Source organism: Nocardia sp. NPDC023852 (assembly GCF_040639505.1).
Taxonomy (GTDB): domain Bacteria; phylum Actinomycetota; class Actinomycetes; order Mycobacteriales; family Mycobacteriaceae; genus Nocardia.
Genome location: NZ_JBFAAB010000005.1, coordinates 35,077 through 51,020 on the forward strand (window position 1 = coordinate 35,077; position 15,944 = coordinate 51,020).

Here is a 15,944-nt window from a genome sequence, read left to right on the forward strand (position 1 = left end):
CCTCGCCCGGACAAGCCCCTCCACAGATCATGCCATGCGCTTGGCCTTCCACCCCGGGACTGGTCAGCCGCCGGGAGAGATCACGCGAGCTACGGGGATGGGCTCACTGCCGCCACAGGGCCCGGACCCGGCCCCCACGCCGACTGCGGGACCTTCTCACCTGGCGAGAAGGTGAGAAGGTCCCGCCGGGCGTAGGCGTGCGCTCAGTCGAAGGTGCTGTCGAGCCAATCGATCGTCTGCATGCCGAACAGATCGGTGCCCCAGCCGTAGAGATCGGTGATCATCCGCACCATGCTGCAATTGGTCGGCGCGTAGGTCACATCGGTGCTCTGGGCACGGTACTGGTCGGCCAATTCACGCGCATCGCGGGCGGGCACCAGAGACATGAATGAATCGTCGGCTGCGCAGGATGCGATGAGCACCTTGGATTTCGGCGGACCTCCACGACCGAGCACATTGTCGTCGAACACATGCTGGAACGCGGGTTCGTCAGCCGGGTTTCGCCCCGTGTTGAACAATGTGTTCAACGGGACGAACGGCAATCCGAAGTACGCGGGCGTCTGGCACTGCGTGCGGAAGAAATCGGCGAGCGCCTTACCGGCCGGATTCAACTTCTCGTCGACGCGCATGTCCGGATACCACGGTTCGAGTCCGAGCAGGGTGGCGAAGGCGAAACCGGAACCGACCGAACCGCCGGCGATCCGCATGAAGTTGCGCGGATTCACCACCATGCCTTCCAACACAGTCGATTTCACGTTCAGTTCCGGTGCGTACTCGGGCTGCTGTTCGGCCGAGAACCCGGCACCCACCCCGCCACCGGCGATACCGAACAGTGCTGTCTGCGCTTTCGAGTCCAGACCGGCCTCATGAAAGTTCAGTGCCGCGCGGGCGCCGTCGAGCTGGGCGTGCGCGGCGAATTTGCCGGCGAAAACGCCGTGCGGCCTACGGTCGGCGTCATTGCCGACATCGGAGATCATCACCGCGTACCCCTTGCCGAACAGCAGTGCCAGTGGGCCGAGAGCCGACCACGAGGCACCGTCGATCGGGGCACCGCCGGTCCACTGGGTGCTCGGGTGACAGCTCCAGCCGACGCTGTCGTTGGCCTCCTGGTAGGAGATGAGGCGGCGTTCGGAATTCGGTGTGCCATCTACCGGGATCATCAGGATTCCGGTGCTGATCACGGGTGTGACACCGTCGTTTCCGGTGGTGACGTACATCAGCTTGTATGCGTCCAGGTTCGCCGGTTTCAAGCCGGTGAACAGCACGTCGACCTTCTTCGAGTTCAGCACGGTGCCGGGGCGCTCGTTCCCGGTGAGCGGCGGCTCCTGGTAGAAGGGGTCGTTGGCTTGCAGCGCCTGGAACGCCTCCTCAGGGGAGGCGACGGTCGCGCCCCGCACGGTGCCGACCACGTAGCCGTTGAACACCTCACCGAGCCCCGGTGTACGCGGCGGGGCGAGCGGTTCCGGCGGAGCGGGCTGGGCCGGTGCTTCCGGCCGAGGGGGCGGCGCCGGTTGGGCCACCGCCGCACCGGCAGCGGTGAACACGATCATCGCCACGCCGAGCGCCACGAGCGGCGTCCACCGTTTCCGGCCCGGGCCACGTCCACGGGTTCTCCGCGCACCGAGTCCACTGATCCCGACACCATGTCCACACATATCGACTCCATGTCCGCGCATCTCAGCGCACCGCCGTTCCGGCAACGACCGGCATACCGGTCGCTGCGCCCGCGTCGACCGGTGTCACCTGGATCTGCTTGATCGCCGAATCCAGCAACTGCGGGATGTTCAGCAGCGGCCGGTGCGATTCCATCTGCACCTCGTACGGCGTGCGTAGCTGAGCTTCCAATGCGGGCCAATTGTTCTCGATCTGATATTTGTACTTCGGCAGCAATTCGGTGGTGATGTAGTCCCATCTCGGATCGAGTCCGGACCAGTTCCAGTCCGGCAGCGGCAGTGTCAGCAGCGCCGGGCGGCCGTCGGTCATCGTGAAGGGGATACGCACCGGCCGGAATTGGCGCGGCGGCACGACACCCGCGACCGATGGTGAACCCACCGCACCAGTGAGATAGGTGATGGCCTCGCCGACCGGGCCCTTGTAGCCGCGCGCCTCGTCCCACTGGGCGCCGATCGCCCAATCCTGTTCACGCCGCAGCAGGGTCGCGTTGCCGGCCGCGATACGCCCGGAGTCACCGGAAGCGATATCGCGCCACGCGTTCATGATGTCGTCGCCGAACAATCCGGCGGCCTGGAATTCGGCGAGTGCGGGCAGACCTTCGGTGACATAGGCGTCGTGCATGGGCATCAGATCGGAGAAGATGTTCTTCTGCATGACGAGGATCAACCCGATGACATGCTGCAGATCCTGCGGCGTGATCTGTGGGCCCGCCGCGGCGAGCGCGGTGAGGCCGCGCGGTAGCATCGAGACGACCTGCGGACCGGCGACCTGTTCGACCGCGGCGAGGACACCGCCCGCTGTTTCGGAGAGACCGGGCAACCCGTAGATGCCGCCGAGCAATTCGAAATCGACCAGCCCGCCACCGAAATCGGCACCGACCTGGCCGCCCATACCTGCCCATTGCAATTCCCGATGGGCCAGTTGCAGGTCTTCGTAGTAGCGGTAGGACTTGATCAGATTGTCCCGGTTCGCCGCCACACCCGCGCGTGGGTCCCATGACCGCAGGTCGATGCCCGCCCTGTTCGTGGCGTCGACCAGCCAGTACTGGTACAGCAGGGCCGCATATCGGGTCGGCGTGATGCCACGGCCGCGCGCCTCGTCCAGCAGGGACCGCAGCTGCACGACGTCGTAGGGCAATGCCGGATCGACACCGCCGGGACCGGCGGCAGCGTTCCGATTGGTCAGCGGCAGATCCAGGTAGCCATCCAACTCCGACGCTCCGGCAGGACCGGCGCAGGCAAGTCCGAGCCCGATCGTGGCCGCGAGTGCGGCGCCGCATAACAAGAAACCGATACGCATCAGCTGTTCAGCCTTCCTCTCCCCAAGGTCGATACACACGAACTTCGCTCACGGAATACGCAGTGTCAGCACTCACAGACTAAGGGCCATGGCACCTCCCGCTGCCTGTTCAGTCCGTCCCACCTCGACCCTGTTGTCGTACTAGCTGCTCATCGATCCCGCGAACCCGGCCGACGACCGGGTGGTGCGCGCCGCCGCCGTCGAGTTGCTGCATCTGGGCTCGCTCTACCACGACGCCGACAAACACGAGCACTACTACCCGGAGAATGTGTGGCGCGACGGAACCAAGGTGGTTGCGGGACATCAGGGTGCAGTACCACCCCACATCGCGGGGGTCTACTGCTTGTTGAAGACCGGCGGCTTCGAGGCACCGAAGTACAGACCAGCAACACAGAACCTATTCGTCACCATCCCACCACAGATCGGTGGCACCCCCGCCTCCTCGTACCCGCCCTCGACCGACATCCCCGTTTGCCCCTGACCGTTTGTCAGCCGGCGGTGGGTGCGCTGCGCCCGTGCAGCACTTGGCAATACACGTTCCGTCGCGCCACGCGGCACTGTCGCCTTGTTCGAATGCCGGACGCAGTCTCTCGCCGACAACCCGGAACGTCCAGAGCCAGTCCATGCCGACCACCGGCTCGGTGTCGCACGACCACCGTTGCGGCGGCGGGGCCGGGAGGGTTCGACCAGGCTGAGCAGATCCTGCAGCGGATCACGTACGCGGTACGGGTGGCCGATTGCCGGACCGGCAGCGCCGCCATGTCGACCACCGTGTCCGCTGCGGCGAGCGTGCAGTCCGAAGTCCGACTGCCGGCAAGACCGACCCTGTCGGCAGTCGAAGCGCCGAGCTGCGAACGCGACGCCCTCCGCAATACCTCGCGTTTGTCGGAGATCAGGAACGACTGCGGGCGTGGGCGATTCGGCCATGCGTTGCCGTAAGGACTGCCACCACCATGACGGTGATCAGTTGCAGCACGTTCCAGGCCACTGGATGGCGAACCGGCATTACCAATGGCTGCTGGTAGGTGGGGGCCCCTGCGATGACGGCTGGAATCCGTGGCTCGGTCGGCGGTAGAGGCAGTGGAGCCGGGGCGGGGGGAGGTGGCGCGAGCATTGGAGAATCCGGCTGCGGCGGGCCAAGTTGTAGCGGGATGTCGGGATAGGAATCAGGTGGCGGAGCACCCGGCAGCAGCAACAAACAGGTCAGTAGGGCGCTCCCGGTGGCCGCGCTGCCTACAACCGCACTCCCGAGTGCGGACTCGGACCACCAACTGCCGGTGACCGACCCGAGCATGATCAATGCACTGCCGGTGGCCGCGCTGCCCGTACAGGCCGCCTGCACGCTACCGGAATCGAGACCGAGCGCGTCGCTCGAACCAACCGCTTCGGGCGCCACCGGTCCGAGAGCCAGTGGAGTGCCTGCGCCTTCTGTGCTATCAGTCAAAATGCTTTGCGGCACCGCGCTTCCGGTGGCAGGCAAGACAGCATGGGCAGGTGGCGCGAGCGCCAACTCGTTGCCGACCTCGTCGGCACCTGTAGTGACCGAGGTCCCGCCCGTCGCACTACCGGAGGTGAGATCGCCGAGAGACGGCCAGGCCGGCGGATCAGCGGCGGCAGGTGGCGCCGTGAGAACAGCAGCCGCGGCGGTCAGTGGAAGGAAGGCGAATTCCGCGGTGAGCCTGCGGATTCGCATCATGTCTATCGGCAATGCCATGTGCACATACCTCGTCTGTCTCATACCTGGAGGTTGGTCAACTCCCGTGTCGGAAACGGGTCAACGCCAGTTCGAAGGCGTCCCGCGGTACAACGCTGCCGCCGGAGAGCGGCCGATCCAGGCTGTAGATCGCAAGGATCACCCAGCCGACCACGACACCGAGCACGGCGGTCATGAGCAAGCTCCGCCTGGTGACGTCCTGGCCCGCCAGCACCATGCGCAGCAGCAACAGCGCGGTCCCGAACCACAGGGCGGCGTACAGGAACCCGGGTATCGACAACCTCGCGTCCATCGCGCGGTCGTACCGGGCTTGCGCTACTCCGTCGAGACCGGCCAACACGCTGGAGCGCACATTGTCGTCCGCGTCGCGCAGCGCGGCCACCTCGGCGCGCAGCGTGTCGAACGTCTGCTGGGTCGATTCGCTGAGCCGGTGTTTCTGTGCCATGACCGGCCATTCGTGGTCCAACACCTGCGTGGTGTAGTCGCGCACGAGCCCCTGGATCCGATCGCGTTCTGCCTGCGGCAGTGCGGCCGCGGCAGAGTGGACTCCGACCAGCGCTTTGGCCTCAGCCACAGTGTGGCTGTGTGCGTTGTCGTAGTTCTGCCAGCCGATCACCACCACCAACGCGACCACCGCAGTGAAGAACGTACTGATGATGTCGAGGACAAATCCGTCGCCGCCTCCTTCCTCATTTTTACGCCACGACTTCGGGCGTAGCCGGTTCGCCAGAATGAGGACGGACACCGCGACGAGCGCGGACAGAACGGGCAGGGCCCATTGCAGAACCATGTGATGCTCCATATCCCGGGGCAGCCGTTCGGCCACGTGGAATCACGACTTGTGTTGAGGGGTAGAAGTTGACGACGATCATGTGGCGGGTGGGGGTTTCCAGCGATGGGTACGTACCCGGGCGGAGGAGACACCGAAGTCTTTTTTGAGATGTTCGGGGATGGCATAGTGCATGACTCGACCGCGGGTCAGGGAGCTGAGTTCGAAGACGGTGGTGAGTTGGCCGAGGCGGTCCAGTGCCCAGGCTCCCAAAGGAGAACTGTCTTCCAGGTTTTCGAGGAGACCGAGGCCGCTGGGGACGGCTTTGACGGCGGCATCCCATGCGGTGCGCGGCACTTGGAGCCAGTCGGCACAGGTGTCGCCGATGAGATAACGGATCAGCGCGGAGACGAGGGGGTCGAAGAGGGTGCCCGGGACGACGTCCTCGTAGAGATCGATGAGTTGGCGAGTGAGGTGGGTCCCTTCTTCGCTGGGGCCGATGTAGCGCGTCAGGTATGTGTCGAGAAATTGCCGGGCGGATTGCAGGTTCTGGGGCGCGTGCGTCTGATCGACCCCAAGCATGGCGCCGACGACGCGCCAGGCGTAGAAGTAGGCCTCGGCTCCGTCGACGCTCATGTGAATGTTGAGCCGATGCAGGCTGTCCAGCACGAGCAACGAGAAGAGCAGCTGGCCGCCGATCATGTCCTCCTGGCAGATGGGTGCGCCCAATGCGACTGTATCCCATTGGTTTTCCCGAGCAAGGTGGTGGCGAATCGACGCGTGCAGCAGCCGGACCTTCTGGGCGGCGGGGATGAAGCGCCCGCCTGCCTCGAAGGCGTCCGGCTGCATGAGGTACACGGTGAACTGGCCGGTCTCGGCCATGCGATTGGCGGGGTATGCCAGCGAGTGGGTGGCCGACAGGAGTTTCGCGATGTGCGGGATGAGGTAGCAGGCGGGCATGGCCGCAAAGGACAGTGCCGTGGAGATGTGCACGTTGTTGTCGAAGAAGAACAGCCGGGCCTTCTCCATCTCACTCCAGTCCACCCACGATGGCGGGGTGGCGGTTTCGTGCAGGTACTCCCGAGCGACCTCGGGCAGATCGTCCGGTAGGGGCGCGCCTGCGGCGGAGACGTAGCGCATGAGCGCATTGAACTTGCCGGCCTCGCCGCGTTCGAACAAGGTAGCCACGGTGGCGTCGGCGAGTTCGTCACCGTACTGCCGCAATGCGTCCATCGACGCGCGGGTGTAGGTCATCAGGCGCTCCTCACAGCGACGGGCGAGACGGCGGACGTGGCTATGCCGGTGTCAGTGCCTGCGTACGGACGCAGCATGCGCGAGTTCGATCAGTGCTCGCGTGGCGGTTGCTGGAACATCCCCGCCGACCAGCGCGCGAGTGGCCTCCTCGACCCGTGCGGTAATAATCTGTTCGATGCGGATCGGGGATCCTACGTGATTCATCAGGTCACGCATTTCGTGTAGATCCTCGAGACCCAGGTCAGGCCGATCCAGCAAATTGCGCAGCTGTTTTCGCTGTCCGTCGTCGGCGGCCCGCCAGGTTTCGGCGAGCAGGGCGGTCGGGCGACGGGTGCGGAGATCGTCGAGACTCGCCTTGCCGGTCCGCACCGGATCGCCGAACAGGCCCAACAGGTCGTCGCGCAACTGAAACGCATCGCCCAGCGGTAATCCATACGCGGAGAACACTTTCAGCAGGCGAACACTCGCACCGGCCAACGCACCGCCGATGAGCAGCGGCTGCTCGACGGTGTACTTGGCGGTCTTGTACCGGATCACCTTCAACGATTCACTCGTATTCGGTGCTGCACCGGTCCAGATGATCTCCAGGCACTCCCCCGCGATCAATTCCCTGGCCAGAGCGGCCCAGTGCGGACGCGCACGCGACAGATAGGCCGCCGGCAGACCACTCGCGATGAACAGCTCTCCGGCCAGGGCCATCAACAGATCTCCGACCAGCATGGCGAGCGCCCTGGCGGACTTCTTGGCGTTCGGACGACCGCGCAGCGGGGTACGCAGGGCGATATGCGCGGTGGGCAGACTGTGCCGCAGCGGGCTGTCGTCGATGATGTCGTCGTGCACACTCGCCGCCGCGTGCACCAATTCCATCGCCGCCGCGGCCCGCACGAGCGCATCGCTGTCCGGTTGTCCCGATGCCCGCCAACCCCAATAGCAGAAAGCCGCCCGCAGACGTTTGCCCTGCGTTGTCGCGACCACAATCTGGTCGGCCACCGGTCGCAGTTGGGGGTCGATCATCAGGAGCTGGTCGTTCTCCTGTGCGACGAAGTCCCTGAGCGTGGCGTCGATGCGGGCTTTGAACGCATCCGGATCGTATCGATCAGACATCGCCGGAGGCAGCACGTCGCGTCACTACTCGCTGAGCGAGGATTTCCAAGTGGGCAGGCGGCACGGTGGTATACCGGTCCAGCGCCAGCCGACCGCGCGCTTTCAAGTCCGTTTCCGCGTCGCCCGCCAGCCCCACCACATCCGACCGCCGCAGCAGCCCCCACACCCGGCCCACCACCGGGCCGACACGGCTCAGCGCTAGATCCGCTAGACCAGCCGCCAAGAGAATGGCGTCCTCGCCTCGAGATCCGGACTGAAAAGACCGTTGCGACATACGACCACGCTCCCCACTCGTGCGAACGATCCGATACCGTGCTGTCCCAACAAGATCGGCCGGCACGCACAGTGTGACATCAGATCCGCGCGGACACACCGAGAACTTGCTACAGATAAGTTGAAGACGTTGGTCTTGTAGTCGCGGCGGATCATCGCCGGGCTGCCCACCGCCATGGCGGTGGTGATCATCGTAGCGGCCAGGGTGGGTTTCGTGGCGAAGTTGAGTCCTCGGGTTTTCGGCGCCCTTTGCGCGTCACCGCTTTCACCGTCCACCAGGATCGCCTCGCTTCCATCGAGATGGCAGATCAGGCCTGAGCGATTTGTCGGTGTCCCGCCTGAGCGTGAGACATCGAGTACTGCAAGGGATCCGGCTTACTGTGCACGGTCTAGCGTCCTCTGCGGCGGAAACGCGATGGGGCGCTCCAGCTTCGGATGCAGCACCAGGAAAGCTGCATCCGTTTCCACCTCCTGCCGGGGTTCGGCCCACGCCGGCCGGTCGGGATACCGGATTACCCTGAGGTACTGATGCGGACACGAACCGGACGTGCATGTCGCCACGCATCCGGCTCTCCACATGTTCAAGCAAAACAGCGTGAACCATCCTGTGGTGCAGAGCGTTACTTCTAGTAAGCCCTCAACAGAGGGATATGGCGTAGACGTTGCGCAAATAGCGTCGACCGTCGTTCGAGGATCTTGCGCTATCCGCGTAGCGCGAGACTGCACGTCAAGAGGAAGAGGTTTCGACGTGATCAATGCCAAGAAGACAGTTGCCGTATGTGCGGGCGTAATCGGCATCACTGCTGGGCTGGCGGTATTCCTCCCCGCTACCGCGGCCGCGGCAACCTACGGTGGGCAGTGCGGTAAGGGATATAACGTAATCGACTCGCACAACCTCGACGGTGGCACCGCCTTCCTCACCTACAACGGGAAGACGAACTGCGTTGTCACCGTTCGTGACCAGCGAGGGAAGCCTGTGCGGATGGGTGCCGGGCTGCGGCCGTCACGGGATCATAGCGACGTAATCATCGACGACGCCAAATACACCGAGTTCGCGGGCCCGGTGAAGGTCGACGCAAAGGGCGAATGCATCGACTGGGGCGGTCTCATCGGCGACGACAAGTGGCAGGTATTCGGAGTGCACTGCGGCTGAAAGGCGTACCGACCCGCTGGAGTGGGACTGGTCTCGACGTGGACAGCTGATCTCGCTTTTTCGCCAGACCGTGGCCTGACGCCCAACGCCGCGCGAGCGGATTCCGGTGCTCACTCATTCGCCCTGTGGAATACTCACCCCTGCGCCCGGCAAAAGCGCAACGGTGAGTATTCCATGTGTATGTCGCAGCTCTGCCCAAGCATCAGGGTGGTCAGGAGGCGTCCTCGCTATTGATCACAGGCTGAACAAGGGTGCTGCTTCAAAACTTTTGTGTGCCATCTCATTAGGTTGGTTTTATGGGCCGCACTGGTAATTCGTCGGTGTCACACACGAGCCAGCGCAGGAACGCGACCGTGCGCGTTGAGATTCGATTCGATATCGGCGACAGCTGTTTCGCGCGTTCGTGTAGATCCGGGTCGGTGCGGACCGTCATGCGGCAGGGCCGACCCGTTGTCGCGACGACCTCGACCGAGCATTGGCGTGTCTGCGTGTCAAGCGGGACGACACGGCAAGACTAACCGCATCGCCCGCAGTTGGCCGCTGAGCCTGACGGCGGGGCTGCAGTGCTATCGGTAGCCCCGCTCGAGCAGGTACTTGGCTCCTGCCTCGAAGCTCTCGGGACTGAGCAGTTCGAAGCCGAAGGCATCGGCGAGCCGGTCGGTCATGTTGAACGCGGCGCAGACCGCCAGCGCGTCCTCGACTTGCTGGCGTGAGACACCTGCGGACAGAACTTCCCGCATGTCGTCGGCGGCCACCTTTCCCTCCCGGGTCAGCTTGCCGAGCATCCACAGCGTTGCCCGGAGCCCGTCCTCGACAGGGGCCGATTCCAGGTCGGCAAGCACCGCTTGAACCTTCGCGCGGTCCTGGTACGCCTGTCCCGCGGTCGCGGTGTGTGCGCCGACGCAGAACGCGCACTCGTTTACCTTCGACACGAAGGCCGCCATCAGCTCTCGGTCAGCTACCGACCATGCAGAAGGCCCCCGCATCACCTCGTGAGTGAACTTCTTCGCCCATGCACCGTAGAAGCCGGGCCGGTAGAAGACCAGCTTGGCGGCGTCGGGTACTGGGTGTCTGGAGAACACCCGGATGAGCGCGAACAGCAACTTGGTCCCGGGGCCGTAACCGCGGTTGAGGATGTCAAGTCGCATTATTCGGCCTCGCCGTTGACGGTTGCTTCGGCCAGGGCTGCCAGTCCCGCTTCATACAGCCGGGCGGACTGGCCGACCGCAGCCGCTATCACCAACTCGAAGAGCTGGTCCTCGCTGAAGCCCGACGCCTTCGCCACAGCGAAGTCCGCGTCGGTGACCTGCCCCTGCCTTGTAGCAACCTTGTCGATCAGCGCGTGCAAGGACGGTGGGATGGCGACGTTGTCGAAGGCCCGCGCTCGCAGTTCTGGAGATGCCCGGCCCTCTCCGTTCAGGACACGATCCACCAGAGCTCGGTGCGCTGCAAGCTTCTTGCCCTCATCCGGCACCGCGCTCTCCGCCTCCTCTCCAGCTCGGCTACGCCTCATGTGCATAACGATCAGTGCACGGCAGAACAGGACACGCCATCGGAACACAAATGCACCTTCAGCAAACTAGCAGCAACCGGGCGGACATCTTCTCGGCAGTTGTCTCATACGCCGACTACCAGCCCTTTGCCCGACGTGCCCACGATCGCCGACAACGCTGAACCGCTGGGGACAGGACGCCGGGCACGCTCCGCCGCCGATCTCTAAGCCTGGTCGCTGCGCTATCTGGACCAGCTGGCCGAGCTGGAATCTGCTCGGTGTTGGGGTGGTGACGGTGTGTGGCAGCGTCCGGCTGCTGCGGACCGTCCCGCGGACTTGCGAGGGTCTGTCGACGTCCGGGATCCTGCTCATCGAACCGGCCTGGGCCAGTCAAGCTTTCGACGCGAACAGTGCGCAGCCCGACCAGCTCCTGCGGGTCTACGCCGCGTATCGCAGATCACGGAGCCGCCACCGCGCCCTGGGCCTGCTCAGCGTTTACGGGGTATAGATGGTCTGATGTGGGCCGTTGACGGTGTCGGGGAAGGGCCTATTCTGCCGAGTCGGTGGGGTGTGGTGGTGCGTCGGGGAATATGAAGCCAGCTTGTCGCAGGAGCCTGCGTAGGTAGGCGGATATATCGGATGGTTGCAGGCCTTCGGCCGCTTGGGATCGGGCGGGTTCCAGCAGGAGGTGGTGAATGATTGCGCCGTTGAGCATGTCGAGCAGAATGTCCAAGTCGGCCGTTGCGGAGAGGACGCCCGAGGCCTGGGCTTGGTGAAGGAGAGCGCGGGAACGTTGGCGCCGCGGCAACACATGGTGGTGCCAGTAGGCGTTGAGCAGCGCGGGGTGGCTAGGGCCGGCTCCGAGTAGGCGGGCGGAGAGGAGCCGATACCGGGGGTCGGCAAGCGCCGCTCCCCATTCCGGTAGCAGCGCCTCGATTGTGTCGGGCAAGGTGGTGGCGGATGCAGTCGGCGGGACGCCGGGGATGTCTTCGCGAGCATGCTCGATCGCCTGGGCAAGCAGGTCCTCTTTTGATTTCCAGCGTTTGTAGACGGTGACTTTGGCGACGCCCGCTCGTTTCGCGATGCTTTCTATGCTCGTGTTCTCGACGCCGCGCTCGATGAGAAGGTCGACGGCGGCGCGCAGGATGGCGGCGTCGGCATGCGGGTCGCGGGGGCGTCCTGGCCCTTCGCGCCTCGGCGTCTCGGTGCTCATGCCCCAATCCTGGAGTAGAACGTGTCCGCGAACCACCTGCGCAGCGCGGCGGGATCATCGCCGCGCCAGGCGAGGTGCCCGTCGGGGCGAATCAGCAAGGCGGAGTGCGGAGCTGCTGTGTCGGTCACCATGGTGACATTCGGGCCGAGATGTTTCGAGGCCACATTCGTCAAGGCCTCGAAAGAGGCGCCTGGGCGTGCCAGGACGACCCATGCCGGGTGCAGTTCGGTGTACAACCGTGTCGCGCTACCGTCGAGGCGCACACATTCCCGGTCGGGTATGCGATCCCCAGGCCGGGGTTCAGGGCCGCGTCGGCTACCCAGGGGGGCCTTGCCGGTAGTCGACCCACAGCTGCGACGCGGTGCGTGTTGCTTTCTGCTGGACTTTCGGGGAGTTGAGCAGCGGAATGAAAACCCGGTCACGGACGAAACGCGCCACAGCACCATTGCCGACGAGGATCTTCGTATTCGCGCTGGTGGTGCGAAGCACTTCGGTGGCTAGTGGGCGCCGCTCGGCGGCGTAGGTGTCCAGCAACCTCTCGTCCGCGCGACCGCTGACGACCAGCGACAGCTTCCACGCCAGGTTCTCGGCGTCCCCGATTCCGGTGTTCATGCCCTGCCCACCGATCGGGCTGTGGATGTGCGCGGCGTCGCCCGCCAGCAAGACGCGGCCGGCTCGGTAGTCGGATGCGAGTCGTCGGTGAATGCGGAATGCCGAGGTCCATATCGCTTCACGGATTCGCACCCCGGTCGCACCGGCCCGTATCGGCAGCAGCTCCTCGAAGCGAGCGACGATATCCGCAGTCGACAGCTGCCCATCGACGGCCGGGACGTCGGCCATCAGCCGCCACAGGTCGCCACCATCGTCGGCGTCGCGCATGGGAATCGCCAACAGCAAACCATCGCGATGATAGAAGCCCGCCGATGCGGAGCGGTCACGGTCCCAGGCTACATGCGCATCGGCCAGAAGAAACTGTTCCATCACCGAAACTCCGGGGAACTCGATCCCAGCGGCGCCGCGCACCACGCTGTGCGCCCCGTCGCAACCGACCAGCCATTTCGCCCGCAGCCGTGTCCCGTCCGCGAATTCCACGGTCACACCAGCGGCATCTTGCGTCGCCGCCGTGACCATCGTGTCCCACTCGATATCGGTGCCCAGCTCGGTGAGTCGCCGCCGCAGCTGCTCCTCGATCCGGGCCTGCGACACGAACAGCGCCTGCACCGACTCGCGGTCGTCCGGCGCGAACCGCATCGTCGCAATCGGACGTGACCGCACGTACATGCGCATGCCGACCGGCGCGAGCGACCGTTCACGTAGATCACCCATCGCCCCCAAGCGCTGCAGGACCTCGACGCCTCGCGCGTGGAGGATGTTCGCTCGGGAAGTCGATGCCGGGCCGCTCGCCCGGTCGACGACACGAACCGCGACTCCATGTGCGGCCAACCCGCACGCCGACACCAGGCCGGACGGGCCCGCCCCCACCACTAACACGTCTACGCGGTCCATCACCATTCCTTATTAGTATACGCCTACGTTTGCGTATGCCAATACTGTCACATGCGCGCTGACCGGTCAATCGGCTTCAGTGCAGGTTGAGTGATCGACCCAGACGAATTTTCGCCGAACAGGCTTCGGCCTCAGCGGATGTTCAGGGGCCTCGGGTCTGGCGGCAGCACGAAGGCTGCTCAATTACCGGCATCCATTTCGCGCAGATTCACCAACCAGACCGGATTGTCGGGACGGGGCTCGGCGCAGTCAGCAGGTTACGTTCACATCGGCAGCCGGGTCGAAGGACACATGCACATGGTCGCGGTGATTGGCGGTTGGACTTCCGCGGTCTTTCATGTACGACCAACCGCGGCCGTCGTTGTACCGCTGCTGCCAGATCACGTAGGTCACACCGAAACGCCGCTGATTGGCCAGCACGAATTCGGCGATCGCGTCGCCGCGCGCGGAATCGGATGTCATGAAATCGAGTGCTAGGCCCGCACCATGATCGCCGTCGCCACGGCCGACTGCGCCGCCGATATCGGTGACGCCGAACGTCTTCTTGAGCAGGTTGCCCACCTGTGCCACGTGCGGCTGCGCGCCGGCGAGTTCCGTCGAACATGGGACGGAGGGAGGTGGGGGCAGGTGTTGTTCGGCCTTCTTGGCCGACGGTGGTGGTCGATCGGCTGCGGCCGCCGCCGGCGCCGGCGCCGGAGGCGGCTGAGTCGTCGACGGCACGGTAGTCGGGGCCAGGTCGGCTTCGACGGAAGACGACGACGGCGAATCGGCCGCCGCGGCATGCTGAGCAGCCGGGCTCGGTCGGATCACCACCCACAGCACGACGGCGACAGTCGCGACGATGCCAGACACGGCCATGGGAGTGAGCTTCCAGGCTGTGGTCCGTTTGCGATGTTGACCAGGCATGATGTCGGATACCGGTTACTGTCGAGGGCGGGTCACCGTTACATTACGAAAAGGTCGCGAAAATGTCACGCCAGTGCGGCCAGGGGGCACCCTTTGACATCTCCCCTCGCCTCGCATGTTCTGGCGGGTCCTGTCGTTCCTGCGGAGTACGCTCGCACGCGTCGGCGTGGCGGTGACGACATGGAGGTCGGCGATGGACGTATTGCTCGGAATCGGGACACGCAAAGGGTTGTTCCTGGCACGTAGCAAGGACGGTCGGTCGAGCTGGAACGTCAGTGCGCCGCGGTTCGCAGTAGCCGACGTGAAGGCGTTGGCGATCGACGCTCGGCGGGAGACGCCACGCGTGCTCGCAGGAGTGCTGGACAGCCATTTCGGGCCGACAATGGTGGTCAGCGACGACGTCGGCGAGACGTGGAGTGAGCCGGACGGTGCACCTTTGGCGTTCCCGGAGGACACCGAGGCGGCGGTGCAGGGCGTGTGGCAGATCGCGCCCGCGACAGACGCTGAGCCGGAGGTGGTGTACGCGGGCGTCGAACCATCGGCGTTGTTCCGCTCCACCGACGGCGGGAGGACGTTCGAGCTGGTCAGAGGACTCTGGGAACACCCGCACCGGCCGGAGTGGATGCCGGGAGGCGGCGGGTTGGCGTTGCACACGGTCCTCCCGCATCCGACAGACACACAACGGATCGCGGTCGCCATGTCCACCGGCGGCGTGTATCAGACGTCCGATGGTGGGGCGTCGTGGAAGCCGACGAACAAGGGCATCACGGCCGATTTCATGCCGGGCGAGTTGCCGGAGTGGGGGCAGTGCGTACACAAGGTCGCGTTGGACGCCGAGACGCCGAGCACCATGTATCTGCAGAACCATGGTGGCGTATTCCGCACCACCGATGACGGCGCGAGCTGGCAGTCGATCGACGGCGGGTTGCCGGCGTCCAACTTCGGCTTTCCGATCGTCGCGCACCCTCGGCGTTCCGGCGTGATCTACACGTTCCCGCTGGTCGCGGATATGGAGCGGTTCCGATTTCCGCCGGATGCCACGTGCGCCGTGTACCGCAGCGAGGACGGCGGCGAGACATGGTCCGCGAAGACCGACGGCCTCCCACAGGTGCCGTTCTGGGCGGCGGTCATGCGCGATTCCATGTGCGCGGATGACGCCGACCCGGCTGGCATCTACTTCGGCACCCGCAACGGCGAGGTCTATTGCAGCGCCGACGAAGGCGAACACTGGCAGCTCGTGGTCGACAAACTGCCGGACGTGTTGTGCGTGCGCGCAGCAGTCATCGGATAACGGCCATGGCACGCGTGCATTTGCCGTCCATGCTGCGTACGTACGTCAGCGGTGAAAAGGAATTCGACGTCGAAGGGGCGACCCTCCGGAACGTGTTGGACGCCCTTCGCGAGCGGTCTCCCGCGTTGGAACGCCGGCTTCGCGACGAGAGCGGCAAACTGCGTCGCTACGTGAACTTCTACGTCGATGGCGACGAGTGCCGCACACTCGACGGCCTGGACACACCCCTCGGCACCGGCACTGAGGTCATGATCATCCCGTCGGTCGCCGGCGGGTGACCACGCTCACCGCTGGCG

17 protein-coding genes are annotated in these 15,944 nt (G+C 65.0%); 4 read left to right on the forward strand and 13 right to left on the reverse strand.

The features are described 5' to 3' along the window. Positions 1-203: 203 nt before the first annotated feature. Positions 204-1,550 carry a lipase family protein gene (locus AB0H00_RS11305; protein ID WP_357265079.1) on the reverse strand — a complete coding sequence of 449 codons (1,347 nt, stop codon included), beginning with the start codon at positions 1,548-1,550 and terminating at the stop codon, positions 204-206. 127 nt (positions 1,551-1,677) lie between these two features. Then, a complete protein-coding gene (locus tag AB0H00_RS11310; protein ID WP_357264497.1) occupies positions 1,678-2,973 on the reverse strand; it encodes a hypothetical protein in 1,296 nt (431 codons plus the stop codon). A gap of 184 nt (positions 2,974-3,157) precedes the next feature. Here AB0H00_RS11310 and AB0H00_RS11315 point away from each other — a divergent pair, with 184 nt between their 5' ends. After that, on the forward strand, positions 3,158-3,454 hold the full coding sequence (locus AB0H00_RS11315; protein WP_357264500.1) for a hypothetical protein: 297 nt from the start codon (positions 3,158-3,160) through the stop codon (positions 3,452-3,454). Between the two features lie 411 nt (positions 3,455-3,865). Here AB0H00_RS11315 and AB0H00_RS11320 read toward each other — a convergent pair whose 3' ends face one another. The 5 genes from AB0H00_RS11320 to AB0H00_RS11340 all read right to left on the reverse strand — a co-directional run bounded on the left by AB0H00_RS11320 (position 3,866) and on the right by AB0H00_RS11340 (position 8,037). After that, positions 3,866-4,711 (reverse strand): hypothetical protein, encoded by an 846-nt coding sequence (locus AB0H00_RS11320; protein WP_357264503.1) that lies wholly within the window; start codon positions 4,709-4,711, stop codon positions 3,866-3,868. 13 nt (positions 4,712-4,724) lie between these two features. After that, positions 4,725-5,477, reverse strand: a complete 753-nt coding sequence (locus AB0H00_RS11325; RefSeq protein WP_357264506.1) for a hypothetical protein — start codon at positions 5,475-5,477, stop codon at positions 4,725-4,727. Positions 5,478-5,555: 78 nt separating this feature from the next. Further along, positions 5,556-6,710, reverse strand: coding sequence for an oxygenase MpaB family protein (locus tag AB0H00_RS11330; protein ID WP_357264509.1), 1,155 nt, complete (start codon positions 6,708-6,710; stop codon positions 5,556-5,558). Positions 6,711-6,761: 51 nt separating this feature from the next. After that, positions 6,762-7,814: a polyprenyl synthetase family protein gene (locus AB0H00_RS11335; RefSeq protein WP_357264512.1), complete on the reverse strand. Its 1,053-nt coding sequence runs from the start codon at positions 7,812-7,814 to the stop codon at positions 6,762-6,764. Then, on the reverse strand, positions 7,807-8,037 hold the full coding sequence (locus tag AB0H00_RS11340; RefSeq protein ID WP_357264514.1) for a hypothetical protein: 231 nt from the start codon (positions 8,035-8,037) through the stop codon (positions 7,807-7,809). Before AB0H00_RS11340 ends, AB0H00_RS11335 begins: the two co-directional genes overlap by 8 nt. 798 nt (positions 8,038-8,835) lie before the next feature. Here AB0H00_RS11340 and AB0H00_RS11345 point away from each other — a divergent pair. Beyond that, positions 8,836-9,240, forward strand: a complete 405-nt coding sequence (locus tag AB0H00_RS11345) for a spore-associated protein A (RefSeq protein WP_357264517.1) — start codon at positions 8,836-8,838, stop codon at positions 9,238-9,240. A 566-nt stretch (positions 9,241-9,806) separates the two neighbouring features. On the opposite strand, the gene AB0H00_RS11350 is transcribed toward AB0H00_RS11345, so the two are convergent. The 6 genes from AB0H00_RS11350 to AB0H00_RS11375 all read right to left on the reverse strand — a co-directional run bounded on the left by AB0H00_RS11350 (position 9,807) and on the right by AB0H00_RS11375 (position 14,309). After that, entirely contained in the window at positions 9,807-10,388 is a 582-nt protein-coding gene (locus AB0H00_RS11350; RefSeq protein ID WP_357264520.1) for a carboxymuconolactone decarboxylase family protein, read from the reverse strand. Next, positions 10,388-10,753 (reverse strand): hypothetical protein, encoded by a 366-nt coding sequence (locus AB0H00_RS11355; protein ID WP_357264523.1) that lies wholly within the window; start codon positions 10,751-10,753, stop codon positions 10,388-10,390. Before AB0H00_RS11355 ends, AB0H00_RS11350 begins: the two co-directional genes overlap by 1 nt. 526 nt (positions 10,754-11,279) lie before the next feature. Beyond that, positions 11,280-11,945: a TetR/AcrR family transcriptional regulator gene (locus AB0H00_RS11360; protein ID WP_357264526.1), complete on the reverse strand. Its 666-nt coding sequence runs from the start codon at positions 11,943-11,945 to the stop codon at positions 11,280-11,282. Continuing rightward, the gene (locus AB0H00_RS11365) at positions 11,942-12,208 is read right to left on the reverse strand and encodes a hypothetical protein (RefSeq protein WP_357264529.1); all 267 of its coding nucleotides are present in this window, start codon (positions 12,206-12,208) and stop codon (positions 11,942-11,944) included. The genes AB0H00_RS11360 and AB0H00_RS11365 overlap by 4 nt, the downstream gene beginning before the upstream one ends. Before the next feature lie 52 nt (positions 12,209-12,260). Beyond that, on the reverse strand, positions 12,261-13,451 hold the full coding sequence (locus AB0H00_RS11370; RefSeq protein WP_357264532.1) for an FAD-dependent monooxygenase: 1,191 nt from the start codon (positions 13,449-13,451) through the stop codon (positions 12,261-12,263). A 249-nt stretch (positions 13,452-13,700) separates the two neighbouring features. Then, complete coding sequence (locus tag AB0H00_RS11375; RefSeq protein WP_357264535.1) at positions 13,701-14,309, reverse strand: hypothetical protein; 609 nt, start codon at positions 14,307-14,309, stop codon at positions 13,701-13,703. 241 nt (positions 14,310-14,550) lie between these two features. On the opposite strand from AB0H00_RS11375, the gene AB0H00_RS11380 reads away from it, so the two are divergent. Together AB0H00_RS11380 and AB0H00_RS11385 are read left to right on the forward strand one after the other, a co-directional pair. Further along, positions 14,551-15,648 carry an exo-alpha-sialidase gene (locus AB0H00_RS11380; protein ID WP_357264537.1) on the forward strand — a complete coding sequence of 366 codons (1,098 nt, stop codon included), beginning with the start codon at positions 14,551-14,553 and terminating at the stop codon, positions 15,646-15,648. 5 nt (positions 15,649-15,653) lie between these two features. Then, positions 15,654-15,926 carry a ubiquitin-like small modifier protein 1 gene (locus AB0H00_RS11385; RefSeq protein WP_357264540.1) on the forward strand — a complete coding sequence of 91 codons (273 nt, stop codon included), beginning with the start codon at positions 15,654-15,656 and terminating at the stop codon, positions 15,924-15,926. The last annotated feature ends 18 nt before the right edge of the window (positions 15,927-15,944 follow it).

What these genes read in the sequence shown, in the direction of transcription:
- AB0H00_RS11305 (WP_357265079.1), bottom strand. Translation starts at nt 1,550, where the DNA reads ATGATCGTGTTCACCGCTGCCGGTGCGGCGGTGGCCCAACCGGCGCCG.
- AB0H00_RS11320 (WP_357264503.1), bottom strand. Translation starts at nt 4,711, where the DNA reads ATGAGACAGACGAGGTATGTGCACATGGCATTGCCGATAGACATGATG.
- AB0H00_RS11355 (WP_357264523.1), bottom strand. Translation starts at nt 10,753, where the DNA reads ATGAGGCGTAGCCGAGCTGGAGAGGAGGCGGAGAGCGCGGTGCCGGAT.
- AB0H00_RS11375 (WP_357264535.1), bottom strand. Translation starts at nt 14,309, where the DNA reads ATGGCCGTGTCTGGCATCGTCGCGACTGTCGCCGTCGTGCTGTGGGTG.
- AB0H00_RS11380 (WP_357264537.1), top strand. Translation starts at nt 14,551, where the DNA reads ATGGACGTATTGCTCGGAATCGGGACACGCAAAGGGTTGTTCCTGGCA.
- AB0H00_RS11325 (WP_357264506.1), bottom strand. Translation starts at nt 5,477, where the DNA reads ATGGTTCTGCAATGGGCCCTGCCCGTTCTGTCCGCGCTCGTCGCGGTG.
- AB0H00_RS11360 (WP_357264526.1), bottom strand. Translation starts at nt 11,945, where the DNA reads ATGAGCACCGAGACGCCGAGGCGCGAAGGGCCAGGACGCCCCCGCGAC.
- AB0H00_RS11370 (WP_357264532.1), bottom strand. Translation starts at nt 13,451, where the DNA reads ATGGACCGCGTAGACGTGTTAGTGGTGGGGGCGGGCCCGTCCGGCCTG.
- AB0H00_RS11335 (WP_357264512.1), bottom strand. Translation starts at nt 7,814, where the DNA reads ATGTCTGATCGATACGATCCGGATGCGTTCAAAGCCCGCATCGACGCC.
- AB0H00_RS11330 (WP_357264509.1), bottom strand. Translation starts at nt 6,710, where the DNA reads ATGACCTACACCCGCGCGTCGATGGACGCATTGCGGCAGTACGGTGAC.
- AB0H00_RS11350 (WP_357264520.1), bottom strand. Translation starts at nt 10,388, where the DNA reads ATGCGACTTGACATCCTCAACCGCGGTTACGGCCCCGGGACCAAGTTG.
- AB0H00_RS11385 (WP_357264540.1), top strand. Translation starts at nt 15,654, where the DNA reads ATGGCACGCGTGCATTTGCCGTCCATGCTGCGTACGTACGTCAGCGGT.
- AB0H00_RS11310 (WP_357264497.1), bottom strand. Translation starts at nt 2,973, where the DNA reads ATGCGTATCGGTTTCTTGTTATGCGGCGCCGCACTCGCGGCCACGATC.